Source organism: Rhodoferax sp. LB1P47, from assembly GCF_056521445.1.
In genome coordinates, this window is sequence record NZ_JBWMAU010000001.1 from 320479 (window position 1) to 339312 (window position 18834).

At 60.2% G+C, this 18834-nt stretch carries 16 protein-coding genes, 1 other RNA gene and 2 pseudogenes; 9 read left to right on the plus strand and 10 right to left on the minus strand.

Annotated features, from left to right (window positions below; genetic code table 11):
- Position 1 precedes the first annotated feature (1 nt).
- Both AC0969_RS01530 and AC0969_RS01535 read right to left on the minus strand, forming a co-directional pair.
- On the minus strand, positions 2-1069 hold the full coding sequence (locus AC0969_RS01530) for a PDDEXK nuclease domain-containing protein (RefSeq protein ID WP_479622360.1): 1068 nt from the start codon (positions 1067-1069) through the stop codon (positions 2-4).
- Between the two features lie 69 nt (positions 1070-1138).
- Positions 1139-3616, minus strand: coding sequence for a type I restriction-modification system subunit M (locus AC0969_RS01535; RefSeq protein ID WP_479622361.1), 2478 nt, complete (start codon positions 3614-3616; stop codon positions 1139-1141).
- Positions 3617-3817: 201 nt separating this feature from the next.
- Between AC0969_RS01535 and AC0969_RS01540 the strand changes: the two genes are divergently transcribed.
- The 4 genes from AC0969_RS01540 to AC0969_RS01555 all read left to right on the plus strand — a co-directional run bounded on the left by AC0969_RS01540 (position 3818) and on the right by AC0969_RS01555 (position 6928).
- Positions 3818-4378, plus strand: coding sequence for an isochorismatase family protein (locus tag AC0969_RS01540; RefSeq protein ID WP_479622362.1), 561 nt, complete (start codon positions 3818-3820; stop codon positions 4376-4378).
- On the plus strand, positions 4375-4989 hold the full coding sequence (locus AC0969_RS01545) for a DJ-1/PfpI family protein (protein WP_479622363.1): 615 nt from the start codon (positions 4375-4377) through the stop codon (positions 4987-4989). The genes AC0969_RS01540 and AC0969_RS01545 overlap by 4 nt, the downstream gene beginning before the upstream one ends.
- Positions 4971-5966 (plus strand): GlxA family transcriptional regulator, encoded by a 996-nt coding sequence (locus tag AC0969_RS01550; RefSeq protein ID WP_479622364.1) that lies wholly within the window; start codon positions 4971-4973, stop codon positions 5964-5966. Before AC0969_RS01545 ends, AC0969_RS01550 begins: the two co-directional genes overlap by 19 nt.
- A gap of 278 nt (positions 5967-6244) precedes the next feature.
- Positions 6245-6928: a GntR family transcriptional regulator gene (locus AC0969_RS01555; RefSeq protein WP_479622365.1), complete on the plus strand. Its 684-nt coding sequence runs from the start codon at positions 6245-6247 to the stop codon at positions 6926-6928.
- 3 nt (positions 6929-6931) lie between these two features.
- On the opposite strand, the gene pgi is transcribed toward AC0969_RS01555, so the two are convergent.
- Both pgi and tal read right to left on the minus strand, forming a co-directional pair.
- Positions 6932-8497, minus strand: coding sequence for a glucose-6-phosphate isomerase (gene pgi / locus AC0969_RS01560; protein WP_479622366.1), 1566 nt, complete (start codon positions 8495-8497; stop codon positions 6932-6934).
- Between the two features lie 12 nt (positions 8498-8509).
- Positions 8510-9457, minus strand: a complete 948-nt coding sequence (gene tal, locus AC0969_RS01565; protein WP_479622367.1) for a transaldolase — start codon at positions 9455-9457, stop codon at positions 8510-8512.
- A gap of 376 nt (positions 9458-9833) precedes the next feature.
- Here tal and AC0969_RS01570 point away from each other — a divergent pair, with 376 nt between their 5' ends.
- Together AC0969_RS01570 and AC0969_RS01575 are read left to right on the plus strand one after the other, a co-directional pair.
- Complete coding sequence (locus AC0969_RS01570; RefSeq protein ID WP_479622368.1) at positions 9834-11147, plus strand: ABC transporter substrate-binding protein; 1314 nt, start codon at positions 9834-9836, stop codon at positions 11145-11147.
- A 15-nt stretch (positions 11148-11162) separates the two neighbouring features.
- Entirely contained in the window at positions 11163-12074 is a 912-nt protein-coding gene (locus AC0969_RS01575) for a cupin domain-containing protein (RefSeq protein WP_479622369.1), read from the plus strand.
- Between the two features lie 150 nt (positions 12075-12224).
- On the opposite strand, the pseudogene AC0969_RS01580 reads toward AC0969_RS01575, so the two are convergent.
- Positions 12225-12902 (minus strand): annotated as a pseudogene (locus tag AC0969_RS01580) (extracellular solute-binding protein); the annotation flags it as partial.
- Between AC0969_RS01580 and AC0969_RS01585 the strand changes: the two are divergent.
- The 3 genes from AC0969_RS01585 (at position 12795) to AC0969_RS01595 (ending at position 15618) form a co-directional block, all read left to right on the plus strand.
- Positions 12795-13124, plus strand: a complete 330-nt coding sequence (locus tag AC0969_RS01585; RefSeq protein WP_479622837.1) for a hypothetical protein — start codon at positions 12795-12797, stop codon at positions 13122-13124. The pseudogene AC0969_RS01580 and the gene AC0969_RS01585 overlap by 108 nt on opposite strands.
- Before the next feature lie 184 nt (positions 13125-13308).
- Complete coding sequence (zwf, locus tag AC0969_RS01590) at positions 13309-14766, plus strand: glucose-6-phosphate dehydrogenase (RefSeq protein ID WP_479622370.1); 1458 nt, start codon at positions 13309-13311, stop codon at positions 14764-14766.
- Positions 14767-14769: 3 nt separating this feature from the next.
- On the plus strand, positions 14770-15618 hold the full coding sequence (locus AC0969_RS01595; RefSeq protein WP_479622371.1) for a MurR/RpiR family transcriptional regulator: 849 nt from the start codon (positions 14770-14772) through the stop codon (positions 15616-15618).
- Here the strand turns inward: AC0969_RS01595 and AC0969_RS01600 are convergent.
- The 5 genes and pseudogenes from AC0969_RS01600 to ompA form a co-directional block, all read right to left on the minus strand.
- Positions 15595-15783, minus strand: a pseudogene (locus AC0969_RS01600) (Arm DNA-binding domain-containing protein); the annotation flags it as partial. The gene AC0969_RS01595 and the pseudogene AC0969_RS01600 sit on opposite strands and share 24 nt — an antisense overlap.
- 265 nt (positions 15784-16048) lie before the next feature.
- Positions 16049-16437: a transfer-messenger RNA gene (gene ssrA, locus AC0969_RS01605) on the minus strand.
- A gap of 35 nt (positions 16438-16472) precedes the next feature.
- A complete protein-coding gene (locus tag AC0969_RS01610; RefSeq protein ID WP_479622372.1) occupies positions 16473-17141 on the minus strand; it encodes an HAD family hydrolase in 669 nt (222 codons plus the stop codon).
- An 8-nt stretch (positions 17142-17149) separates the two neighbouring features.
- On the minus strand, positions 17150-17857 hold the full coding sequence (gene ubiG, locus AC0969_RS01615; protein WP_479622373.1) for a bifunctional 2-polyprenyl-6-hydroxyphenol methylase/3-demethylubiquinol 3-O-methyltransferase UbiG: 708 nt from the start codon (positions 17855-17857) through the stop codon (positions 17150-17152).
- A gap of 164 nt (positions 17858-18021) precedes the next feature.
- Complete coding sequence (gene ompA, locus AC0969_RS01620; RefSeq protein WP_479622374.1) at positions 18022-18675, minus strand: outer membrane protein OmpA; 654 nt, start codon at positions 18673-18675, stop codon at positions 18022-18024.
- Between the last annotated feature and the right edge of the window lie 159 nt (positions 18676-18834).

An 18834-nucleotide genomic window follows, 5' to 3' on the forward strand; every position in this document is an offset into this window, starting at 1 on the left:
ATCAATCAAGACTATGGGTTGGGGGATCTTCTTCGCTTGCCTCACGCAGTGTCAGCTCTAGTTCTCGGCGCAGTTCTTCGCGTTCGGGCAGGTAGAGCTGGTATTTCTGCACAAAAAGCTGGCTATTCATTTGGTAGGTGGCGTATTCGACCAGCAGCTCGTCTTTGTTGCGGCTCAGGATGATGCCGATGGGCGGGTTGTCGCCTTCGGTGTTTTCTTCAGCGGAAAAGTAGCCGAGGTACATGTTCATTTGGCCGATGTCGTGGTGCTGCACGTCGTTGATCTTGAGGTCAATCAGCACAAAGCAGCGCAGGATGCGGTGGTAGAAAACCAGGTCAACTTTGTAGTGGGAGTTGTTGAGCGTGACGCGGTATTGGCGGCCCACGAAGGTGAAGCCCTTGCCCAGCTCCAGCAGAAATTGCTGTAGGTGGTCGCAGAGCAGAGTTTCCAGTTGGGTTTCAGAGACCAGGTAGGGTTCGGGGATTTTCAGAAACTCGAACACGTAGGGCTCGCGCAGCAGGTCGGCGGGCTCCTCAATGATTTGGCCTTGGGCGGCTAGCTGCAATATGCGGGCTTTGTCTTTGCTGGCGGCCAGCCGCAGGAACAGGGCGCTTTCTTTCTGCCGGACCAACTCGCGCACCGACCAACGCTCGCGCAGGGTTTGCTGTTCGTAGAAGCTGCGTTCTAGTGGGTCGTTTATTTTTAACAGCTCCACGATGACCGACCAACCCAATTGGTGCGACAGCGTCGCACCAATTGGCCATGCGAGATACAACTGGCGAAATCGCACCAAATTGCTGCGGCTAAACCCCTTGCCGTGGCGCAGGCTGAGGTCGGTGGCCAGCTTGCTGATGAGGGCTTTGCCGTACTGGGCTTTGGCTTTGCCGCCCTGCTCAAACTCCACAATCTGCCGCCCCACCAGCCAGTAGGTTTGCGTGATCTGGGTGTTGATGGCCTGCACCGCCTGGGTACGGCCCAGGGTGTAGGTATCGGAGATGTGCTGCAGCAGGTCCAGATAGGCGGTGTCGGTAGCGGGTGGCACGGCAGATGGGTAATTTTTATTGGTCATATGGGCCTCTAGCGCTTATAGCACCAGCGCAAGCAGCTACTAAATACGTAGCAAAAAAAATCACCGGCCTTAACCCCACACCACCCCCATGCGCCGCAGGTGTGCGTCTACGCGGGCGGCCAGGGTGGCCACTTCTTGCGTTAGCTGGGGCAGCGGCGTGGCGTAGCGCTCGGTCAGTTGGCGCAGGCGGCTGGTGAGGGTTTGCGACACGCGGTCTAGTTCGCCTTGCACCGCAGCGGCCAGGTGGGCCATCCATTTGTCATGGACCACCAGGGTTTGGATCTCGGCCTGGCTGAGTTGGGCCAGCCTGTCAAAGGCGGCTTGGTCGAGTGCGGTCTCGGCGGTTTTGATGGCTTTTTTCAGGTCGGCGGCGTCGGTGCTGAGGTGCAGCCATTGCTGGAGCACGGCGCGTTCGTCGGCGGCATCCGGGTCGGCTTTGATTTCGCGCATGCGTTCCTTGATGGCAGCGGCGTTGATTTTGTCAAAACCACCGAACACCGCATCTTCGCCGCTGTGTTCCTCCTCCAGCGCTTCCAGCTGGCTGCTGCTGGCATCAAGCCGGGCCTGCTGGTCTGCCAGCGCGGCCTGGGCGGCGGCGCAGTAGCGGGCGATGACCAGGGCCTTGGGCAGCAGGTCGGACTTGAAGCGGCGCTTGCCTTGCAGGTAGTCGTGCGGCTCGGGCCAGACCCATTTGCTGTTTTTGTCTTTGACTTGCAAGATTTCGCGGGGCTGTGCGCCTTGCACCCAACCCTCGGCGGCAATCAGATAGGCATCGTCTTGCAGGGTGCTGGCGCAGTAGTCCATCAGGTGCTGGTAGATGTCGTAGGCATCGAGCAGCGGGGCTTGTTGGAAGGTGGTGAGCAGTGCCTCGGCGATGGTTTCCATCAGCAGCTTGGGGTGGCCCCCTTGGCCAAATTCCAAGAGCTGCGGCACGGTGGCGCTGCGCCAATCGGTAAAGCGCTGGGTGGCGGCATGGTTGAAGGCGGTGAATTCGGCGTGGCCCAGAATAGCGGGCTTGACCTCGGGCAGCGGCAGCGTCAGGCGGGCGTAGCCGGATCGGTCGGCGGTAAACAAGGCGGCACGCACGCCGGGCAGCACCTGCCAGTAGGCGGCCAGGGCGTTGTCGGGGGCATCGAAGTCGCGCGTGGGTATGCCGCCGCGCAGGTGGCCTTCGATGTCGTGCAGGTCCGGCGCTGCGCTGCTGTCGATGTAGCGCGGCAGGTTGAGGTTGTAGCCGTTCTTGGGGTCGGCTATTTCGCTGTGCGGCACCATGCGGGCGTAGCGTGGGGTGTCGATCTGGCGGGTAAAGGTGTCCACGATTTTGTGGATGTCTTGCTCGCGCAGGCGGTTTTTGTTGCCGTCTTTGGTGAAGGCTTTGGACGCATCCACCATGAAGATGCCGGTGCGGGCGGTGGCGTTTTCTTTGTCCAGCACCAAGATGCAAGCCGGGATGCCGGTGCCATAAAACAGGTTGGCCGGCAAGCCGATGATGCCTTTGAGGATGCCGGATCGCACCAGTTGGGTGCGGATCAGGCCCTCCGCATTGCCGCGAAACAGCACGCCGTGGGGCAGGATGCAGGCGGCTTTGCCGGTGCCGCTTTTCATGCTGCGGATGATGTGCAGCAGGTAGGCGTAGTCGCCCTGTTTGGTGGGGGGTACGCCCCAGGCGAATCTTTGGTGCGGGTCGTTAGCGGGTGTGAGGCCGGTGCTCCAGGTTTTGTCGGAAAACGGGGGGTTGGCGACCACGTAGTCGTAGCTGCGCAAGTTTTCACCATCTTTGAACTTGGGCGCGGCCAGGGTGTTGCCCGAGAGGATGTTGGCGGTGGGGAAGTCGTGCAGGATCATGTTCATGCGGGCCAGGCCCGCCGTGGTCACGTCTTTTTCTTGCCCTTCCAGGGTAATGTGCCTGCCCGGCCCGGCTTGGGCGGCCACTTTCAACAGCAACGAGCCCGAGCCGCAGGTGGGGTCGTAGGCGGTGGTCGCGGCGCTGGTGTTGGCAGGGCCAATGCCGATCACGCTGGCAATGATGCGGCTGACCTCCGATGGGGTGTAGAACTGGCCTTTGCTCTTGCCGCTTTCGCTGGCAAAGTGGCGCATCAAAAATTCGTAGGCATCGCCCAGGATGTCGTCGTGCTCGGCGCGGTTTTGCGAAAAATCGAGTGCCGGGTTTTGGAAGATGCCAATCAGGTTGCCCAGGCGCTCGACCAGCGCTGGGCCTTCGCCCAGCTTCTCGGGGTCGTTGAAATTGGGGAAGTCGCTGCGGGCCAGCTTTTGGTTGGCGTCGATCAGCGGCTGGATGATCTGGGTGTTGATCTTGTCGCCAATATCGCTCTTGCCTTTGAGGGCCACCATGTCTTGGAAACTGGCCCCTGGCGGAATGACCACGGGGGGCGAAAAGTCGTCGCTATGGGCGTATTTGTCGCTGATGTACTTGATGAACAGCAGGAACAGCACGTAGTCCTTGTACTGGCTGGCATCCATGCCGCCCCGCAGCTCGTCGCAAGAAGCCCAAAGGGAGGAGTAAAGGTCAGATTTCTTGGTAGCCATGGAGATTTTGGATGCGGTGTGGAGAGAGTCAGGCCGGGGCGGATGAGCTTACCCTACGGACTTGGGCTTACCAGGAGCTTGGAGAATTATCTAAATTCATGTCCCAAAATGATCGAAACTGGGCTGATCGTGAATGGCCAAAAATCCGCTTAAGCACAAGAATAGAGCGCTACCATCCACTACCTGCCAAGGCCTCACACCATGCAAACCTGTCTGATTTTGATCGATGTCCAAGAATCCTTTCGGCAGCGCCCGTACTTCACCCCGGCCACCCTGCCCGGCTATCTGGCCCGGCAAAACGCGCTGATCGAGGGCTGCGTGGCACGCGGCATTCCTATCGTGCGCATCTTCCATGTGGACGGGCCCAAGACGTCCGAGAACGCGTTTGCGGTCGAGTCTGGCCACATCCAGCCCATCGCGGGCCTGGCCACTTTCACGCCGGCCGCCACGTTTACCAAAAGCCGCCACAGCGCACTGGTGGGCACCGGGTTGGACGTGTGGTTGACCGAAAACGGTATCGGCAAAATCATCGTCAGCGGCATCCGCACCGAGCAATGCTGCGAAACCACCACCCGCCACGCCTCCGACCTGGGCTGGACGGTGGACTACTGCCTGGAGGCCACGCTGACCTGGGACATGCAGCACCTGGACGGTACGGTGCTGCCCGCCGCCGACATCATGGCCCGCACCGCCGCCGTGCTGACCGAGCGCTTCGCCCGCATCTGCACGGTGGAACAGGCCCTGGAAGGAGCTACGGCATGACGCACCACGTGGCGATTCTGGTGTTCGACGACGTAGAAGCGCTGGACTTTGCCGGACCGTACGAGGTCTTCACCACCGCCAGCCGCGTGCATGGCCGCAGCCACCCGAATGACGCGCCGCTGTTTGCTACACAATGCGTAGCACGTAGCGTAGACTCTATATGCGCTAGAGCCGGATTACGCGTTATGCCTGACAGCACGTTTGCAGCCTGCACCGCCACCGATGTGCTGATCGTCCCCGGCGGCGTGGTCGATGGGCCACTGGCCTGCCCGGAGACCACCGCCTGGATTGCCGCCACCGCAGCGACAGCCCGCACCGTGGCCTCGGTCTGCACGGGAGCCTTCTTGCTGGCACGCAGCGGCGTAGTCACCCACGGTCCGGTCACCACGCACTGGGAAGATGTGGAGGACTTGCAGCGCATGTTCCCGGCCTTGCAGGTGCAGACCGGCGTGCGCTGGGTACACAACGATGGACAAGGCCACATCACCACCTCGGCAGGCATCAGCGCAGGTATCGACATGTGCCTGCACCTGGTGGCGACGCTGGCAGGCCACGAACTGGCCGTGCGCACGGCCCGGCAAATGGACTACGCATGGCAGCACCAGCCGTAATCCAGGTTCTGTTCGTCCTGCTGCCGAACAGCCTGATCCTCGACTGGGCAGGCCCGGCAGAGGCTTTGCGCATTGCCAACCAATGCCTGCTGGCGCAGGGCCAGCCGGAGCGCTTTGCCCTGCAATTTACCGGGCCGGATGCCGACACCCCCTCTAGCGTCGGCGCGCAACTCACCGGGCTCCAGCCCCTGCCCAGCGCGCTGACCGCCCACCCGGCCACGCCGCACTGGGTGGTGCTGGTCGGCCTGCCCGGCACCACCATCGCGGTCGACAACGCCCCCGCCCGCGCCGTACTGCATTGGCTGCGCGGCCTGCGGCTGGTGAACGGGCAGCTGGAGCTGGTGACGGTGTGCGCGGGCACGCTGTTGGCGGCACACGCCGGGCTGCTCAAGGGCCGCCGCGTGACCACCCACCACCAGCATCTGGACGAGCTGCGTTTGGCCGAGCCGCAGTGCGAGGTGGTAGCCAACCGGGTGTTTGTGGAAGACGCCCCGGTTTACAGCAGCGCCGGCGTGACCACCGGCATCGACCTGGTGCTGCAACGCATAGCAGACACCTGCGGCGAACCCATCGCGGCGCAGGTGGCGCAGACCATGGTGGTGGCGCTGCGGCGCGGCCCGCACGACCCCGAGCTGTCGCCGTTTTTAAGCTACCGCAACCACCTGCACCCTGCCCTGCACCGGGTGCAGGATGCCGTCAGCCTGGAGCCGCGTGCGGGCTGGACCGTGCCGCGCATGGCCGACATCGCCCACACCTCGCCGCGCCACCTGACGCGTTTGTTCATGGAATATGCGCAGATTGCGCCCTTGCAGTACCTGCGCCGCATCCGCCTGGCGGTGGCGCAGACGGCGCTGCAATCGGGCCACAACGTCACCCATGCTGCCGCGCTGGCGGGTTTCAGCTCCGACACCCAGTTGCGCCGCGCCTGGCACCAACTCGGCTTGCCAGGTGCCCCGTCGCAGGCCCGGCCACGCTAGCAGCGCGTCTCATAGGTGACAAATTTGGCTGTGCAGGCCAGATTTCCGGGCGAAACCCCAAATATGTCTCGAACTAAAAAGTCACACCTTGTTACATCTAGACCAAAATTACCAGGCCAGCAAAGCCGCTGGTAATTTGTGAGAACAACTGCGTGAACCACCTGACGACGAATGCAAGCCATGCCAACCACCCGGTCCCACCCCAAAGGTCGGCACCTGAGGGCATTCTGGGCAAGCTCAGGCTGGACCCAGAGACCTCCGAGCCTTACTACCAGCAATTGAAACGTCAGATCCAAAACCTGATCGACAGCGGAGAACTGCCCCCGGGCAGCAATTTGCCGTCGGAACGGGTGCTGGCCGAAGCGCTACAGGTCAGCCGCACCACCATCAAACGCTGCTACAACGACCTGCGCCACGCCCAGTGGCTGAGTACCCACGGCCGGGGTGGAACCCAGGTGCAAGCACCACAAAAAGGCCGCATCGCCGTCGAAAAACTCAAAGGCTTTGCCGAAGACATGCGCGACCGGGGCATTGCCGCCAGCACCCAGCTGGTCACCCAAGACGTGGTGCAAGACAGCATGATCGCCGCCATCTTCGGGCAGCCATCGGTCAACAGCTTTGCCAAACTGGTCCGCATCCGCCTGGCCAACGGCCAACCCCTGGCCCGCGAAGTAGCCTGGTACGACCTGGCACGGGCTCCGTCTATGGCCCACTGGGACACCCGTGGCTCGGTCTACACCTATCTGCAAGAGCAGTGCGGCCTGGCCCTGGCGGCGGCCGAGCAAACCATTGAAGCCGTGATGAGCAGCGAGGTCGAAGCCCAAGCCTTCCACTACGCCACGCCCGCCCCCTGCCTGCTGCTGAAACGCAAGTCGTTCAACAGCGACAACCAGCTGGTCGAGTACGTGGAAACCACCTACCGGGGCGAGGCCTACGCCTACCGGCTGAACCTTACCAGCTGATCCTCAGCGCAGTTTGGCCAGCAGCCCGGCGGTCGATCCGTCCAGCCCAGCGGTGTCGCCCGACAGCAAACGCGGCTCGATGTCTTTGGCCAGCACCTTGCCCAGCTCCACACCCCACTGGTCAAAGCTGTTGATACCCCACAGCGCGCCGCTGACAAACACCCGGTGCTCTTGCAGCGCAATCAGCGCACCGAAGCTGGCAGGGGTCAGGTCGTCCAGCAGCAAGAAAGTGCTGGGGCGGTTGCCGGGGAAGTTGCGGTGGCCGCCTGCATCCACTTTGCCCAGCATCAGCGCCTGGGCCTGCGCCACCACGTTGGACAACAAGGTGTGGTGGTGGCCGGGCAGGCTGTGGCGGGCTTTTTTGACGGCGATAAATTCCACCGGCACAACATCTGTGCCCTGGTGCAGCATCTGAAAGTAGGCGTGCTGGCCGTTGGTACCGGCCTCGCCCCACAGCACGCACGAGGTGCCAAACGGCAGCCTCTGGCCCTGCATGTCCACCTGCTTGCCGTTGCTCTCCATGTCCAGCTGTTGCAGGTACGCGGGCAGACGGCGCAGCGCGCTGTGGTACGGGGCAATGCTGCGGCTGGTGAAGCCGTGGAAGTTGCGGTACCACAGGTCCAGCAGACCCAGACGCATGGGCAGGTTTTGCTCCAGCGGGGCGGTGCGAAAGTGCTCGTCCATCGCCTCGGCACCGGCCAGAAAGTCGCGGAAATGCGCCGCGCCGATGGCAATCGCCACCGGCAGGCCAATCGCCGACCACACCGAATAGCGCCCGCCCACCCAGTCCCAAAAACCAAAGGTGGTGCTGATGCCAAATGCGTTGGCAGCTGCCACGTTGGTGGTGAGTGCGGCAAAGTGGCGCGCCGTATCCACGCCGCCCTGCGCCTCGAACCAGGCCTTGGCCGAGCGGGCGTTGGTCATGGTCTCGGTGGTGGTGAAGGTCTTGGAGGCGATCAAAAACAGCGTGCTGTCCACCTGCAGGCGCGGCAGCAGCGCGGCCAGTTCATGGCCGTCCACGTTGGACACAAAGTGCATGCGCTTGGTCGGAGTGGCAAACGCGTCCAGCGCCAGCGTGGCCATCAGCGGGCCCAGGTCGGAGCCGCCAATGCCGATGTTGACCACGTCGGTGATGGCCGCATCGGCCCGCGTGGTTTCGGCAAAGGTCAGCATCGCATCCAGCGTGGCATGCACCTCGGCTAAATCATTTTTGATAGCAGCCTGCGCAGGTTCTATATGCGCTAGAGCACTTTTTCTTAACAAAAAGTGCATCACCGCCCGGTCTTCGGTGGTGTTGATCTTGGCACCCGAGAACATCGCGTCGCGCAGCACTTCCACGCCCGTCTGGCGGGCCAGATCGAACAGCAGGCTTTGCGTGGCTGCGTCAATACGGTTCTTCGACAGGTCGGCGAACACGTAGGGCGCGTCCTGGCTGAAGCGGGCAAAGCGGTCCGGGTCGGCGGCAAACGCCGCACGCACATCCAGCGCCACCCCGGTGGCAGCGTACTGGGCCTGCAATTGCGCCCAGGCGGGCACGGTGTCACAACGGGGGCGGTGGAGTGCGTCCATTTTTTGTCTTTCTTACGCGGCGAGTAACAAGTTGTCGAGCTTGATGGCGTCGGCCACGAAGCCACGGATACCTTCGGCCAGCTTTTCGGTGGCCATCGCGTCCTGGTTCAGGGAGAAGCGGAAAGCGGCCTCACTCAGCGTGACTTCTTGCATCTCCATGCCCAGGGCGGCTGTGGCGTCCAGCGCCTGGGTCAGCGGGGCGTTGCTGGCGGCCATCAGGGCCAGCAGGTCGGGGCTGATGGTCAGCAGATCGCAGCCTGCCAGCGCGGTGATCTGGCCCACGTTTCGAAAGCTCGCACCCATGACTTCGGTTTGGATGCCGAAGCGTTTGTAGTAGTTGTAGATCTGCGTGACCGACACCACGCCAGGGTCGTTGGCTTCGGCCATATCGGCTTCCACCCAGGCGGCACCGGCAGTCTTTTTGTACCAGTCGTAAATACGGCCGACAAACGGCGAGATCAGTTGCACCTTGGCCTGGCCGCAGGCTACCGCCTGGCAGAAGCTGAACAGCAGCGTGAGGTTGGTGCGGATGCCTGCGCGCTCCAACTCGGCCGCAGCCTGGATGCCTTCCCAGGTGGAGGCCACCTTGATCAGGATGCGCTCTTTGGCGATGCCTTCCGATGCGTACATCTCGATCAAACGCTTGCCACGGGCCACGGTGGCTGCCGTGTCAAAGCTCAGCCGCGCATCGACTTCGGTGGACACGCGGCCCGGCACGATGCTTAAGATCTCGCAGCCAAAACGCACGATCAGGCGGTCGGTGATCTCGTCCAGCGGGCGGCCACGGTATTGGGCTACGGCCTCGGCCAGCAGCGGCGCGTAGTCGGGTTTTTGCACGGCCTTGAGGATCAAAGAAGGGTTAGTGGTGGCATCGGTGGGCAGGAATACGCCCAACTGCTTAAAGTCGCCGGTGTCGGCCACCACGGTGGTGAACTGCTTGAGGGAGTCGAGTTGGGTCATGGTGTGTTGTCGCTTAATGCAGAACCCATGGGACGCGGGGTTCGTTCGCTGAGAAACTGAAAACCGGGCTGCGCCGGGTGTGGTAGTTCAGCCTTCGATGGTACAAACAAAAATACGGGAAATGCGGTTTTATGCAAGTCCCAAGCATCTTTCGGGTTACAAAAACACGGCCTGGACGGCACCCGCAAGTGTAGGAAATCCGGCTCCTCCAGGTGCATCCCCAGTGCGCCCATTCTGGTACTTTGCTGCGGTTTGCTGACAGGGAAATTCCCACCCCAAAAAAGCATGAAAGTACCAGTAGCCGCGTCCTAAGCGTTAGTGCAAAGCCTGTAGCCGTCGCACCATTGCGGCCTGACTATCCACAGGAGACAACACCATGGTTCTGAAACCCGCATTCGCTTTGACCCTGGCCTGCAGCGCGGCCCTTACCTGCATCACTGCCCACGCCACCGATCTGGTAGTGGCCACCGTCAATAACGGCCACATGATCGAGATGCAAAAGCACACCGCCGACTTTGAAAAGGCCAACCCCGGCATCCACCTCAAATGGGTCACGCTGGAAGAAGCCACGCTGCGTTCACGCGTTACCACCGACATCGCCACCAAGGGCGGCCAGTTCGACGTGATGACCATCGGCATGTACGAGACCCCGATCTGGGGCAAAAAAGGCTGGCTGAAAGAACTGACTCCCAACGCGGCCTACGACGTAGACGACATGCTGCCCGCCATGCGTAGCGGTCTGTCGGTAGGTGGCAAGCTGTTTGCAGCCCCGTTCTACGGCGAGAGCTCGATGCTGATGTACCGCAAAGACCTGACCGACAAAGCGGGCATCCAATTTGCCGAGCGCCCCACCTGGGAGCAAGTGCGCGATGCCGCCGCCAAAATCCATGACCCAAAAAATGGCGTGTACGGCATCTGCCTGCGCGGCAAGCCGGGCTGGGGCGACAACATGGGGCTGATTACCACCATGGTCAACAGCTACGGCGGCCAGTGGTTTGACATGGACTGGAAGCCCCAGCTCAATACCAAACCCTGGCACGATGCCGTCAGCTTCTACGCCGACCTGATGGCCAAATACGGCCCGCCCGGCTCCTCGGCCAACAGCTTCAACGAGATTTTGGCGCTGTACAACGAGGGCAAATGCGGCATGTGGGTGGATGCCACTATTGCCGCCTCGTTCATCAGCGACCCCAAGCAAAGCAAAGTAGCCGACAAGGTGGCCTTTGCCCAGGCACCCAGCGCCGTGACGGCCAAGGGTGCCAACTGGTTGTGGGCATGGGCGCTGGCGATCCCGAACAGCAGCAAAAACCCCGACGCGGCGCTGAAGTTCATTACCTGGGCCACCTCCAAGGACTACATCAACCTGATTGCCAAAGACAAGGGCTGGGCCGCTGTGCCCACCGGCACGCGCAAATCCACCTACGCCAACCCCGCGTTCCAAAAGGCCGCAAGCTTCGCCGAAGCCGAGAAAAAAGCCATCGACACCGCCGATGCCGTTAACAACACCCTGCCCAAGAGCCCGTACGTGGGAGTGCAGTTTGCCGCCATCCCCGAGTACCAGGCCATCGGCATCGCGGTGGGGCAGCAAATGGCCGCCATTCTGTCGGGCAAGGTCAGCGTGGACCAGGCCCTGGCCGCCAGCCAGATCGCCGCTGACCGCGAGATGAAAAAAGCCGGTTATTACAAGTAAGTAACCTGAGTAGCTATGCCCACCCAGCCACCGCCTGCACGCGAAGACCCGCTCCGCCGGGAAGCCACTCTGGGCTATAGCCCAGCGGCAGACGTGCACCGGCTGGTGCGGTGTGTGAGCCACGGTACACCCTCGCCACTGATCCGCTGGCACTACCACGCAGATTACGAACTGCATCTGGTGGTGGCCACCTCGGGCAAGTTCTTTGTGGGCGACTACATCGGACACTTTGCTCCTGGCAACCTGGTATTGACCGGCCCCAACCTGCCGCACAACTGGATCAGCACTGACGCTCCGCCCGAGGGCGTGCCGCTGCGTGACCACTGCATCGTGTTCCGGCGCGAACCCATCGCCCAGGCGGCCGGGCCGATCCCGGAGCTGACTGAGCTGCTACCGCTGCTGGACCAGGCGGCGCAGGGCATTGAGTTTTTTGGCCTGGAAGAGCGGGCGGCGGGCTATTTCGAGCGGGTGGCCGGGTGCCAGAACCTAGCCCGGCTGGTGGCCTTTCTGGACCTGCTGGGCGCGCTGCTGCGTTGTGGCGACTACCGCCTGCTGTCCAGCCAAGCCGCGCTGGGCGACCACACGGACAGCAACGACGGCTCGATGGCGCTGATCGATGCCGTCGTCAACTACCTCAGCGAACATTGCGCCCAGCCGCTGGCGATGGCCGATGTGGCCCGGCGCTTCCACCTCAGCGAAAGCCATTTCTCGCGTGTGTTCCGGCGCGGCACCGGCAACACCTTCACCGATTTTTTGATCCGCGTACGCATCTCCCGCGCCTGCCAGTTGCTGGCCCAGACCGACGACAAGATTGCCAGCGTCGGCTTTGACGCAGGCTTTCACAACCTGGCCAACTTCAACCGCCGCTTCCTGGAAGTCAAAGGCTGCACGCCCTCGGAATATCGCTTGCGGGGGCGGGCCAATTGAGCGGTTACGCATGCCGCAACACCACCTCGGTGCCCACCGGTAGTCCGCTGCGGTTGCCCCCTGCAAGGAGGGGGGGGTGCTGGCACCGTATTTGGCGTAGTCGTAGTTGATGAACTTGATCTTCTTGAAGTCGGGCATACGCTCGTCCAGCTTGGTGGATTTGTTGCTGGGCAGCTGGAACTGCTTGGCGGCAACACTCAGTTCCTGGGCGGTGGGGGTCAGCGCCCAGTCGTAAAACTTCTTGGCAGCCTCCTGGTTGCGGGCACCTTTGACGATGCTCATGGAGCCGATTTCGGCGGGGTTGACGGTTTCGAGCGGTAAGCCCTGCATGCGCTTGCCTGGTGCATCGTTTACAAAACTGATAAAAAAAGCGGTTTCGCCGCGTGCAAGGGCTTTGATGGGGTCAGTGCCCGAGCGGGTGTACTGGCTGACGTTCTTGTGCAGGCCATTGAGGTACTCAAACGCCTTGTCTTCGCCCATCAGCTGCACCAGGGTGGCGATCATGGTGTAGGCCGTGCCGCTGGAGGCGGGGTTGGCCACCTGGATTTCACCCTTGCATTCTGGCTTGAGCAAGTCGGCCCAGCTCTTGGGGATAGGCAGCTTCTTTTTGGCCACCAGTTCGGTGTTGTAGCAAAGCCCAGCAGGCCTGAATAGATGCCCACCGTCTTGTAGCCCGACTGCTGGGCCTGCTGCTGCGCCCAGGGGTAGAGCTGGGGCAGCATGGCGGATTTGTATTCGACGCTCAAATTTTTCTCGGCGGCTTGCATGTGCGGGTCGCATGGTGCCACCAAACCAGATGTCGGTTTTGGGGTTTTCCTTCTCGGCCATCAGCTGCGCCAACGCTTCGCCCGAGCCCTTGAGCGACATATTTACCTTGACCCAGTAATTCGGGTGTACACCGTGCTCAGCATGTTGCAGCCCTCGGCCTGGGCTGAACAAATGATGTTGATCTGGCCATCGGCCGTCGCGGCGGCGGCGGCGGCGGCGGCGGCCATTGATAAGGCCAATAGAAAAAATGGTGTGCATTTTTTTATTGGGTTTTTTGAGTAACAAGATTACCAACTCGACTCTTAACGCAGCTTTAAAGCGATGCAATCGGGAAAACACCGAGAAAAATCCAGGAAAAAAGTATTTTTTACCGCCATATTTTCAGAAACATGAAACTAAGTTACATTGGCGGCCAATCTTGGGGCCCGTGCACAGCACAGGTCGTGAACCCTTTTGGATGCAACCTATGAGCTTTGATCTAGTCCTGTTTGGCGGCACCGGCGACCTCGCCTGGCGCAAGTTGATGCCCGCCCTGTTCCAGTCGTTTCGCCACGGCTCCCTGCCCGAAGGCGGGCGCATTATTGGCGTGGGGCGTGACAACCTCAGTCACGACCAGTACCGCGCCCAAATCCAGTCCCGCTTCAATAGCGTAGACGGCTCCAAGCGCCCCAATGCCGAAGAATTTGCACGTTTTGCTGAGTTGCTGGAATTCCAGCGCATGGACCTGTCCAAGCCCGACGACTACGCCGCCCTGGCCGATATTTTGAAGGCCCGCAACGCCGACTCGGTAGTGATGTACGTGGCCACCGCGCCAGGCCTGTTCACCACCGTGTGCGAGCAACTGGCCGCCGCCGGGCTGAACACGCCGCACACCCGCATCGTGCTGGAAAAACCGCTGGGCCACGACCTGGCATCGAACCGCGCCATCAACGCCACGGTGGGCCGCTGCTTCCAGGAAAACCAGGTTTTCCGCATCGACCACTACCTGGGCAAGCCCTCGGTACAAAACCTGTTTGCGCTGCGTTTTGGCAATGCCTTGTTTGAACCCCTGTGGCGGCGTGAGCACATCGCCAACATCCAGATCACCATGGCCGAAGACCTGGGTGTGGAGTCACGTGGTGCGTTTTACGAGAACACCGGCGCACTGCGCGATATGGTGCAAAACCACGCACTGCAACTGCTGTGCGCCATAGCTATGGAGCCACCGATCAACGCGCACGCCGATGCCATTCGCGACGAAAAACTCAAGGTGCTGCGCAGCCTCAAGCCCTGGACGGCGGAAACCTTGTCGCAGCATGTGATCCGGGGCCAGTACTCTGCCGGTGTCTCGGGCGGTGCGGCCGTGCCCGGCTACCGCCAGGAAACCGGTGTCAGCCCCGAAAGCACCACCGAAACCTTTGTGGCCCTGCGCACCGAGATTGCCAACTGGCGCTGGGCCGGTGTGCCGTTCTACATCCGCACCGGCAAACGGCTGGCCGGGCGCGATGCCCGCATCGTCATCAACTTCCACCCCACCCCGCACGCCATTTTCAAGGCCCCGGTGGGCGCGGTGAACCGCCTGGTCATCAACCTGCAACCCAAAGACGGGCTGGAGCTGCACCTGCTGTCGCAAAGCCAGGGCAACCGCAAAGCCGCCAGCCAGACCCTGGCACCGGTGCAGCTAGACCTGGACTTTGATTCGCGCTTTGGCTCAGAACGCGTAGGCGCCTACGAACGCCTGCTGCTGGACGTGCTGGACGGCCGCCTGAACCTGTTTGTCCGCAGCGACGAGCAAGAAGAAGCCTGGCGCTGGGTCGAGCCCATCATCCAGCACTGGGAACACGACAGCACCGGCCCACGCCCCTACGCGGCAGGCACCTGGGGCCCCAGCGCTTCCAGCGCCATGATCGCCCGCGACGGTTTCTGCTGGAGCGAAGAGTCGTAAGCCATGCTAGACCGCATCAAAGCTTCCCTATCGTCGCTAGCACCGGCGGAGCAGCGCGTAGGCAAGCTGGTGCTAGCCGACCCACGCGCTTTTGCCAATCTGCCAGTCAGTGAACTGTCTGACCGGGCCCACGTCAGCAAGCCCACCGTGGTGCGGTTTTGCCGCAGCATGGGCTACGACGGCCTGAGTGACTTTAAGCTCAAGCTGGCAGGCAGCGTCAGTGAGGGCGTGCCCTTTATCCACCGCAGTGTGGACCTGGACGACAAAACCAGCGACGTCATGGTCAAGGTGATCGACAACACCGTCGCCGCCTTCCTCAAATACCGCAACGAAGCCAGCACCAGCGCGCTGGAAAAAGCTGCCGAAATTCTGGCCGAAACCTATAAAACCGGTAAACGCATCGAGTTCTACGGTGCGGGCAATTCCGGCATCGTGGCGCAGGACGCGCAACACAAGTTCTTCCGCCTGGGCGTGCATGCCATTGCCTATAGCGACGGCCACATGCAGGTGATGGGCGCCTCCATGCTTGGTCCAGGCGACTGCGTGGTGGTGATCTCCAACTCGGGCCGCACCCGCGACCTGATGGATGCCTGCGACATTGCGCGCAAAAACGGCGCTACCACCATCGTCATTACCACCAGCGGTTCGCCTCTGGCCTCTGCCGGGCACGTACACCTGGCGGCCAACCACCCCGAAGGCTACGACCGCTACAGCCCTATGGTGTCGCGCCTGTTGCATTTGATGGTGATCGACATCCTGGCCACCTGCGTCGCCCTGCGCATCGGCGGCACCACTTTGCAGCCTAAATTGCAAGAAATTAAAACCAATCTACGCAGTAAACGCTACACCTAAAGTGGATCCCGCCGTAAGGGCAACGTCTGGATAACTGCGCAGCGCCAATTGCTTTTCAACTCCGCCAATACGGTTTTTCAAGAACCATCGTTTTGATCCCGCCGGACTGACTTCAAGGTACAGCCCGCCTGCATCGCTGAACCGCGCCCGCCTTTTGTCATGTGGGCAAGTGGCGTTTCTGCATTAGGCGTCGGTCAGCATGGGGGCAACTCCGTTCAATGGTTAGGGGCAAAAATGAGGGGGCAAACAGGGCGTTTTCATTGGGGATTGGGGGGGTAACTCTCAAAAATTACCGAAAATCTCCGATTGCCCCCCATTTACCCCCCCAATTTATTTAGCTGCCACTGTACGCCACTGCACTGTAAGTACTTGATTCACCAATGAAAAAGGCCGCTAACTATCGCTAGTTAGCGGCCTTTGTCATGCGGTCTGGTGGAGCTGGGGGGATTTGAACCCCCGTCCGCAAGCCTTCTTCGAACAGTTCTACATGTGTAGCCGTCTGGTTTAAGTCTCGCCTTTTACATCGCGCAGTGGCACGCTATGCAAAACGCCAGCAACCTATTTTCTCGGAGAACACTAAGTTACCCAGTGAGCGCCCAGCCAAATGAAGTTACCCCGCAGCCTGGACGGTCAAGCCTTGCGGCTGTACCACCCTTGCCCAGCCTATTGGCTTGCTGTTGCGAGGCTCACGCGCAATTAAGCGGCGAGTGCGAAACGTTCGTCGTTTGCAGTTAGGTTTTTTCTGCTGTTTTACGAGGTGGCAGAACCTCGACATGCCCTGCTGCGCGTCCGAACCCACGTCGAAACCAGTGCAGCCCCAAGCCTCTATTTTAAATCACAAATAGAAGCAGGGTTTATGGCAACCAATGCAGCAGCTCAAGGGGAGACTGGATGGCCGCATGGGCCCCCCATTGGTGGACATCGATGTTGTTTCCGAGATAACCATAACCGGCTGCGACGGTCACCATACCTGCAGCCAAACCTGCAACCACATCGCGCTCGTCATCACCCACATATATGCAATGTGCCGGGGCCATACCCAAACGCCTAGCAGCCTCCAGCAAAGGTTCTGGATGCGGTTTAGCATGAGGGGTCGTATCGCCGCTAACTACAGTAACTGCCGTCGCAAACAAGGGCATAGCCCGGGTTAAAGGCAGGCTGAAGCGTTCGGATTTATTCGTCACCACGCCCCAGGGTATCTGGCGGGCAACCAGTTCGGCCAATAATTCAGGCACTCCACCAAACGCATAGGTTTCTTGCGTTAAACGGCGCTCATAGTTGGCAAAAAACTCTTCTTTCATGGCCGAAAAATCAAGATGGTCTGGCTGCATACCAAAAGCAACACCGAGCATTCCGCGCGCGCCAGCGCCTACCATGGGACGGTAGCTGTCGTGTGACAAGGATGACAAACCACGGTCTGTGCGCATTTTGTCTACCGCCCCAGCAAGATCAGGCGCGCTGTCAACCAAGGTTCCATCCAGATCAAAAAGCACGGCACGAATACTCAAAAATGCAGAATGCATACGTGGCTTCATGCTTTTTGCGTGGAAAACATGTAATTTACGCTGGTATCGCCACTCAACCAATAACGCTGCGTCAGGGGATTGAACTCCAATCCACACGTCTGTTGCAGCGTCAGGCCGGCACTCCGGCAATGTCCAGCCAATTCACTGGGTCGAATCATTTTTGCGTATTCGTGGGTACCACGAGGTAGCATATTGAGAAGGTATTCCGCTCCAACTACAGCCATCAAAAAAGCCTTGGTGCTTCGGTGGATGGTGGAAAAAAATACCTGGCCACCCGGTTTCACCAAGATAGCACACGCCTTTACAACAGAAGCGGGATCAGGTACGTGCTCCAACATTTCCATGCATGTCACCACATCAAAACTACCGGGTTGTTCGGCAGCAAGATGCTCCACACTGATTTCACGGTATTGCACGCGGGAAGTCTGGGCTTCCAAGGCATGTAGCTGGGCTACTTTGAGAGCCTTGGTCGACAAATCAATACCCAGTACATAGGCACCCCGGCGGGCCATTGAGTCTGACAAAATACCACCACCACAGCCAACATCCAGTACACGCAAACCGTCTAATGGCGCGATACCGCCAATCCAGTTCAACCGCAAGGGGTTGATTTGGTGCAACGGGCGAAACTCGCTGTCCAAATCCCACCAGCGGTGGGCTAATTCAGAGAATTTGGCCAATTCGGCAGGGTCGGCATTCAAACTTGGATTCATCCGAAGATTTTCACAGATTGTTTAAGCCGATCGAGTTGACCCAGAAAAAAATCCATAAAAAAAGCCCTGTGGGCGATTGCGCACAGGGCTTTTTTTTGGGAGGGGTAAACCTGACGGTCCCCCAAAGGCTGGACACTTGGAAAACCAAGTGACCAGTACCTCAATTACTTGTTACGCGTACCAACCACTTCGATTTCCACGCGGCGGTTCTTAGCACGGCCTTCGGCGGTTGCATTGTCAGCAACCGGTTGCTTTTCGCCCTTACCTTCTGTGTAGACACGGTTCTTTTCGATGCCGCTAGACACCAAGTACGCCTTCACAGACTCAGAACGGCGAACCGACAGCTTCTGGTTGTAAGCATCACCACCCACGGAGTCGGTATGACCCACGGCAATAATGACTTCCAGGTTGATGCCCTTGACTTTGCCAACCAGGTCATCCAGCTTGGCTTTGCCTTCGGGCTTCAGCACGGACTTGTTGAAGTCAAAGAATGCATCAGCTGCGTAAGTAACCTTTTCAGCAACCATGACAGGAGCAACAACAGCTGGCGTAGGTGCGACAACAGCTGGTGCAGCTGGTGCAGCAGCCATTGGAGCAGGAGCAGCAACAGCGGCTTTAGGAGCGACCAAAGCGCCATCACAACCTGGAGCTGCGGTAGCGGGTGTCCAGTTGGCATCACGCCAGCACAATTCGTTGGTACCGTTCTTCCAGACCAACTCGTTGGAGCCGTTTTTCCAGTTGTCAACGGTTTGTGCGCCCGCGGCGGTTACAAGCGCTGCGGAGGCAAACAACATTGCCACTTTATTCAATTTCTTCATGGTTCTCCTCTTGGGGAAAAAGCCGCAGCAGCGCTGCGAAAGGGGACGTCTACAGTGACCATCACTGCATACGTTCATTGAATTGTGCCACAGGGCTAAGGGGAAACGAGTAGGACAACAAGCTGGCGCAACGGTATGCGCAGCCATTGGTGAACATGT

Excerpts from the sequence above, each read along its gene's own strand:
- AC0969_RS01530 (WP_479622360.1), bottom strand. The coding sequence starts at position 1,069 with ATGACCAATAAAAATTACCCATCTGCCGTGCCACCCGCTACCGACACC.
- AC0969_RS01535 (WP_479622361.1), bottom strand. The coding sequence starts at position 3,616 with ATGGCTACCAAGAAATCTGACCTTTACTCCTCCCTTTGGGCTTCTTGC.
- AC0969_RS01540 (WP_479622362.1), top strand. The coding sequence starts at position 3,818 with ATGCAAACCTGTCTGATTTTGATCGATGTCCAAGAATCCTTTCGGCAG.
- AC0969_RS01545 (WP_479622363.1), top strand. The coding sequence starts at position 4,375 with ATGACGCACCACGTGGCGATTCTGGTGTTCGACGACGTAGAAGCGCTG.
- AC0969_RS01550 (WP_479622364.1), top strand. The coding sequence starts at position 4,971 with ATGGCAGCACCAGCCGTAATCCAGGTTCTGTTCGTCCTGCTGCCGAAC.
- pgi (WP_479622366.1), bottom strand. The coding sequence starts at position 8,497 with ATGGACGCACTCCACCGCCCCCGTTGTGACACCGTGCCCGCCTGGGCG.
- tal (WP_479622367.1), bottom strand. The coding sequence starts at position 9,457 with ATGACCCAACTCGACTCCCTCAAGCAGTTCACCACCGTGGTGGCCGAC.
- AC0969_RS01570 (WP_479622368.1), top strand. The coding sequence starts at position 9,834 with ATGGTTCTGAAACCCGCATTCGCTTTGACCCTGGCCTGCAGCGCGGCC.
- AC0969_RS01575 (WP_479622369.1), top strand. The coding sequence starts at position 11,163 with ATGCCCACCCAGCCACCGCCTGCACGCGAAGACCCGCTCCGCCGGGAA.
- AC0969_RS01585 (WP_479622837.1), top strand. The coding sequence starts at position 12,795 with ATGGCGGATTTGTATTCGACGCTCAAATTTTTCTCGGCGGCTTGCATG.
- zwf (WP_479622370.1), top strand. The coding sequence starts at position 13,309 with ATGAGCTTTGATCTAGTCCTGTTTGGCGGCACCGGCGACCTCGCCTGG.
- AC0969_RS01595 (WP_479622371.1), top strand. The coding sequence starts at position 14,770 with ATGCTAGACCGCATCAAAGCTTCCCTATCGTCGCTAGCACCGGCGGAG.
- AC0969_RS01610 (WP_479622372.1), bottom strand. The coding sequence starts at position 17,141 with ATGCATTCTGCATTTTTGAGTATTCGTGCCGTGCTTTTTGATCTGGAT.
- ubiG (WP_479622373.1), bottom strand. The coding sequence starts at position 17,857 with ATGAATCCAAGTTTGAATGCCGACCCTGCCGAATTGGCCAAATTCTCT.
- ompA (WP_479622374.1), bottom strand. The coding sequence starts at position 18,675 with ATGAAGAAATTGAATAAAGTGGCAATGTTGTTTGCCTCCGCAGCGCTT.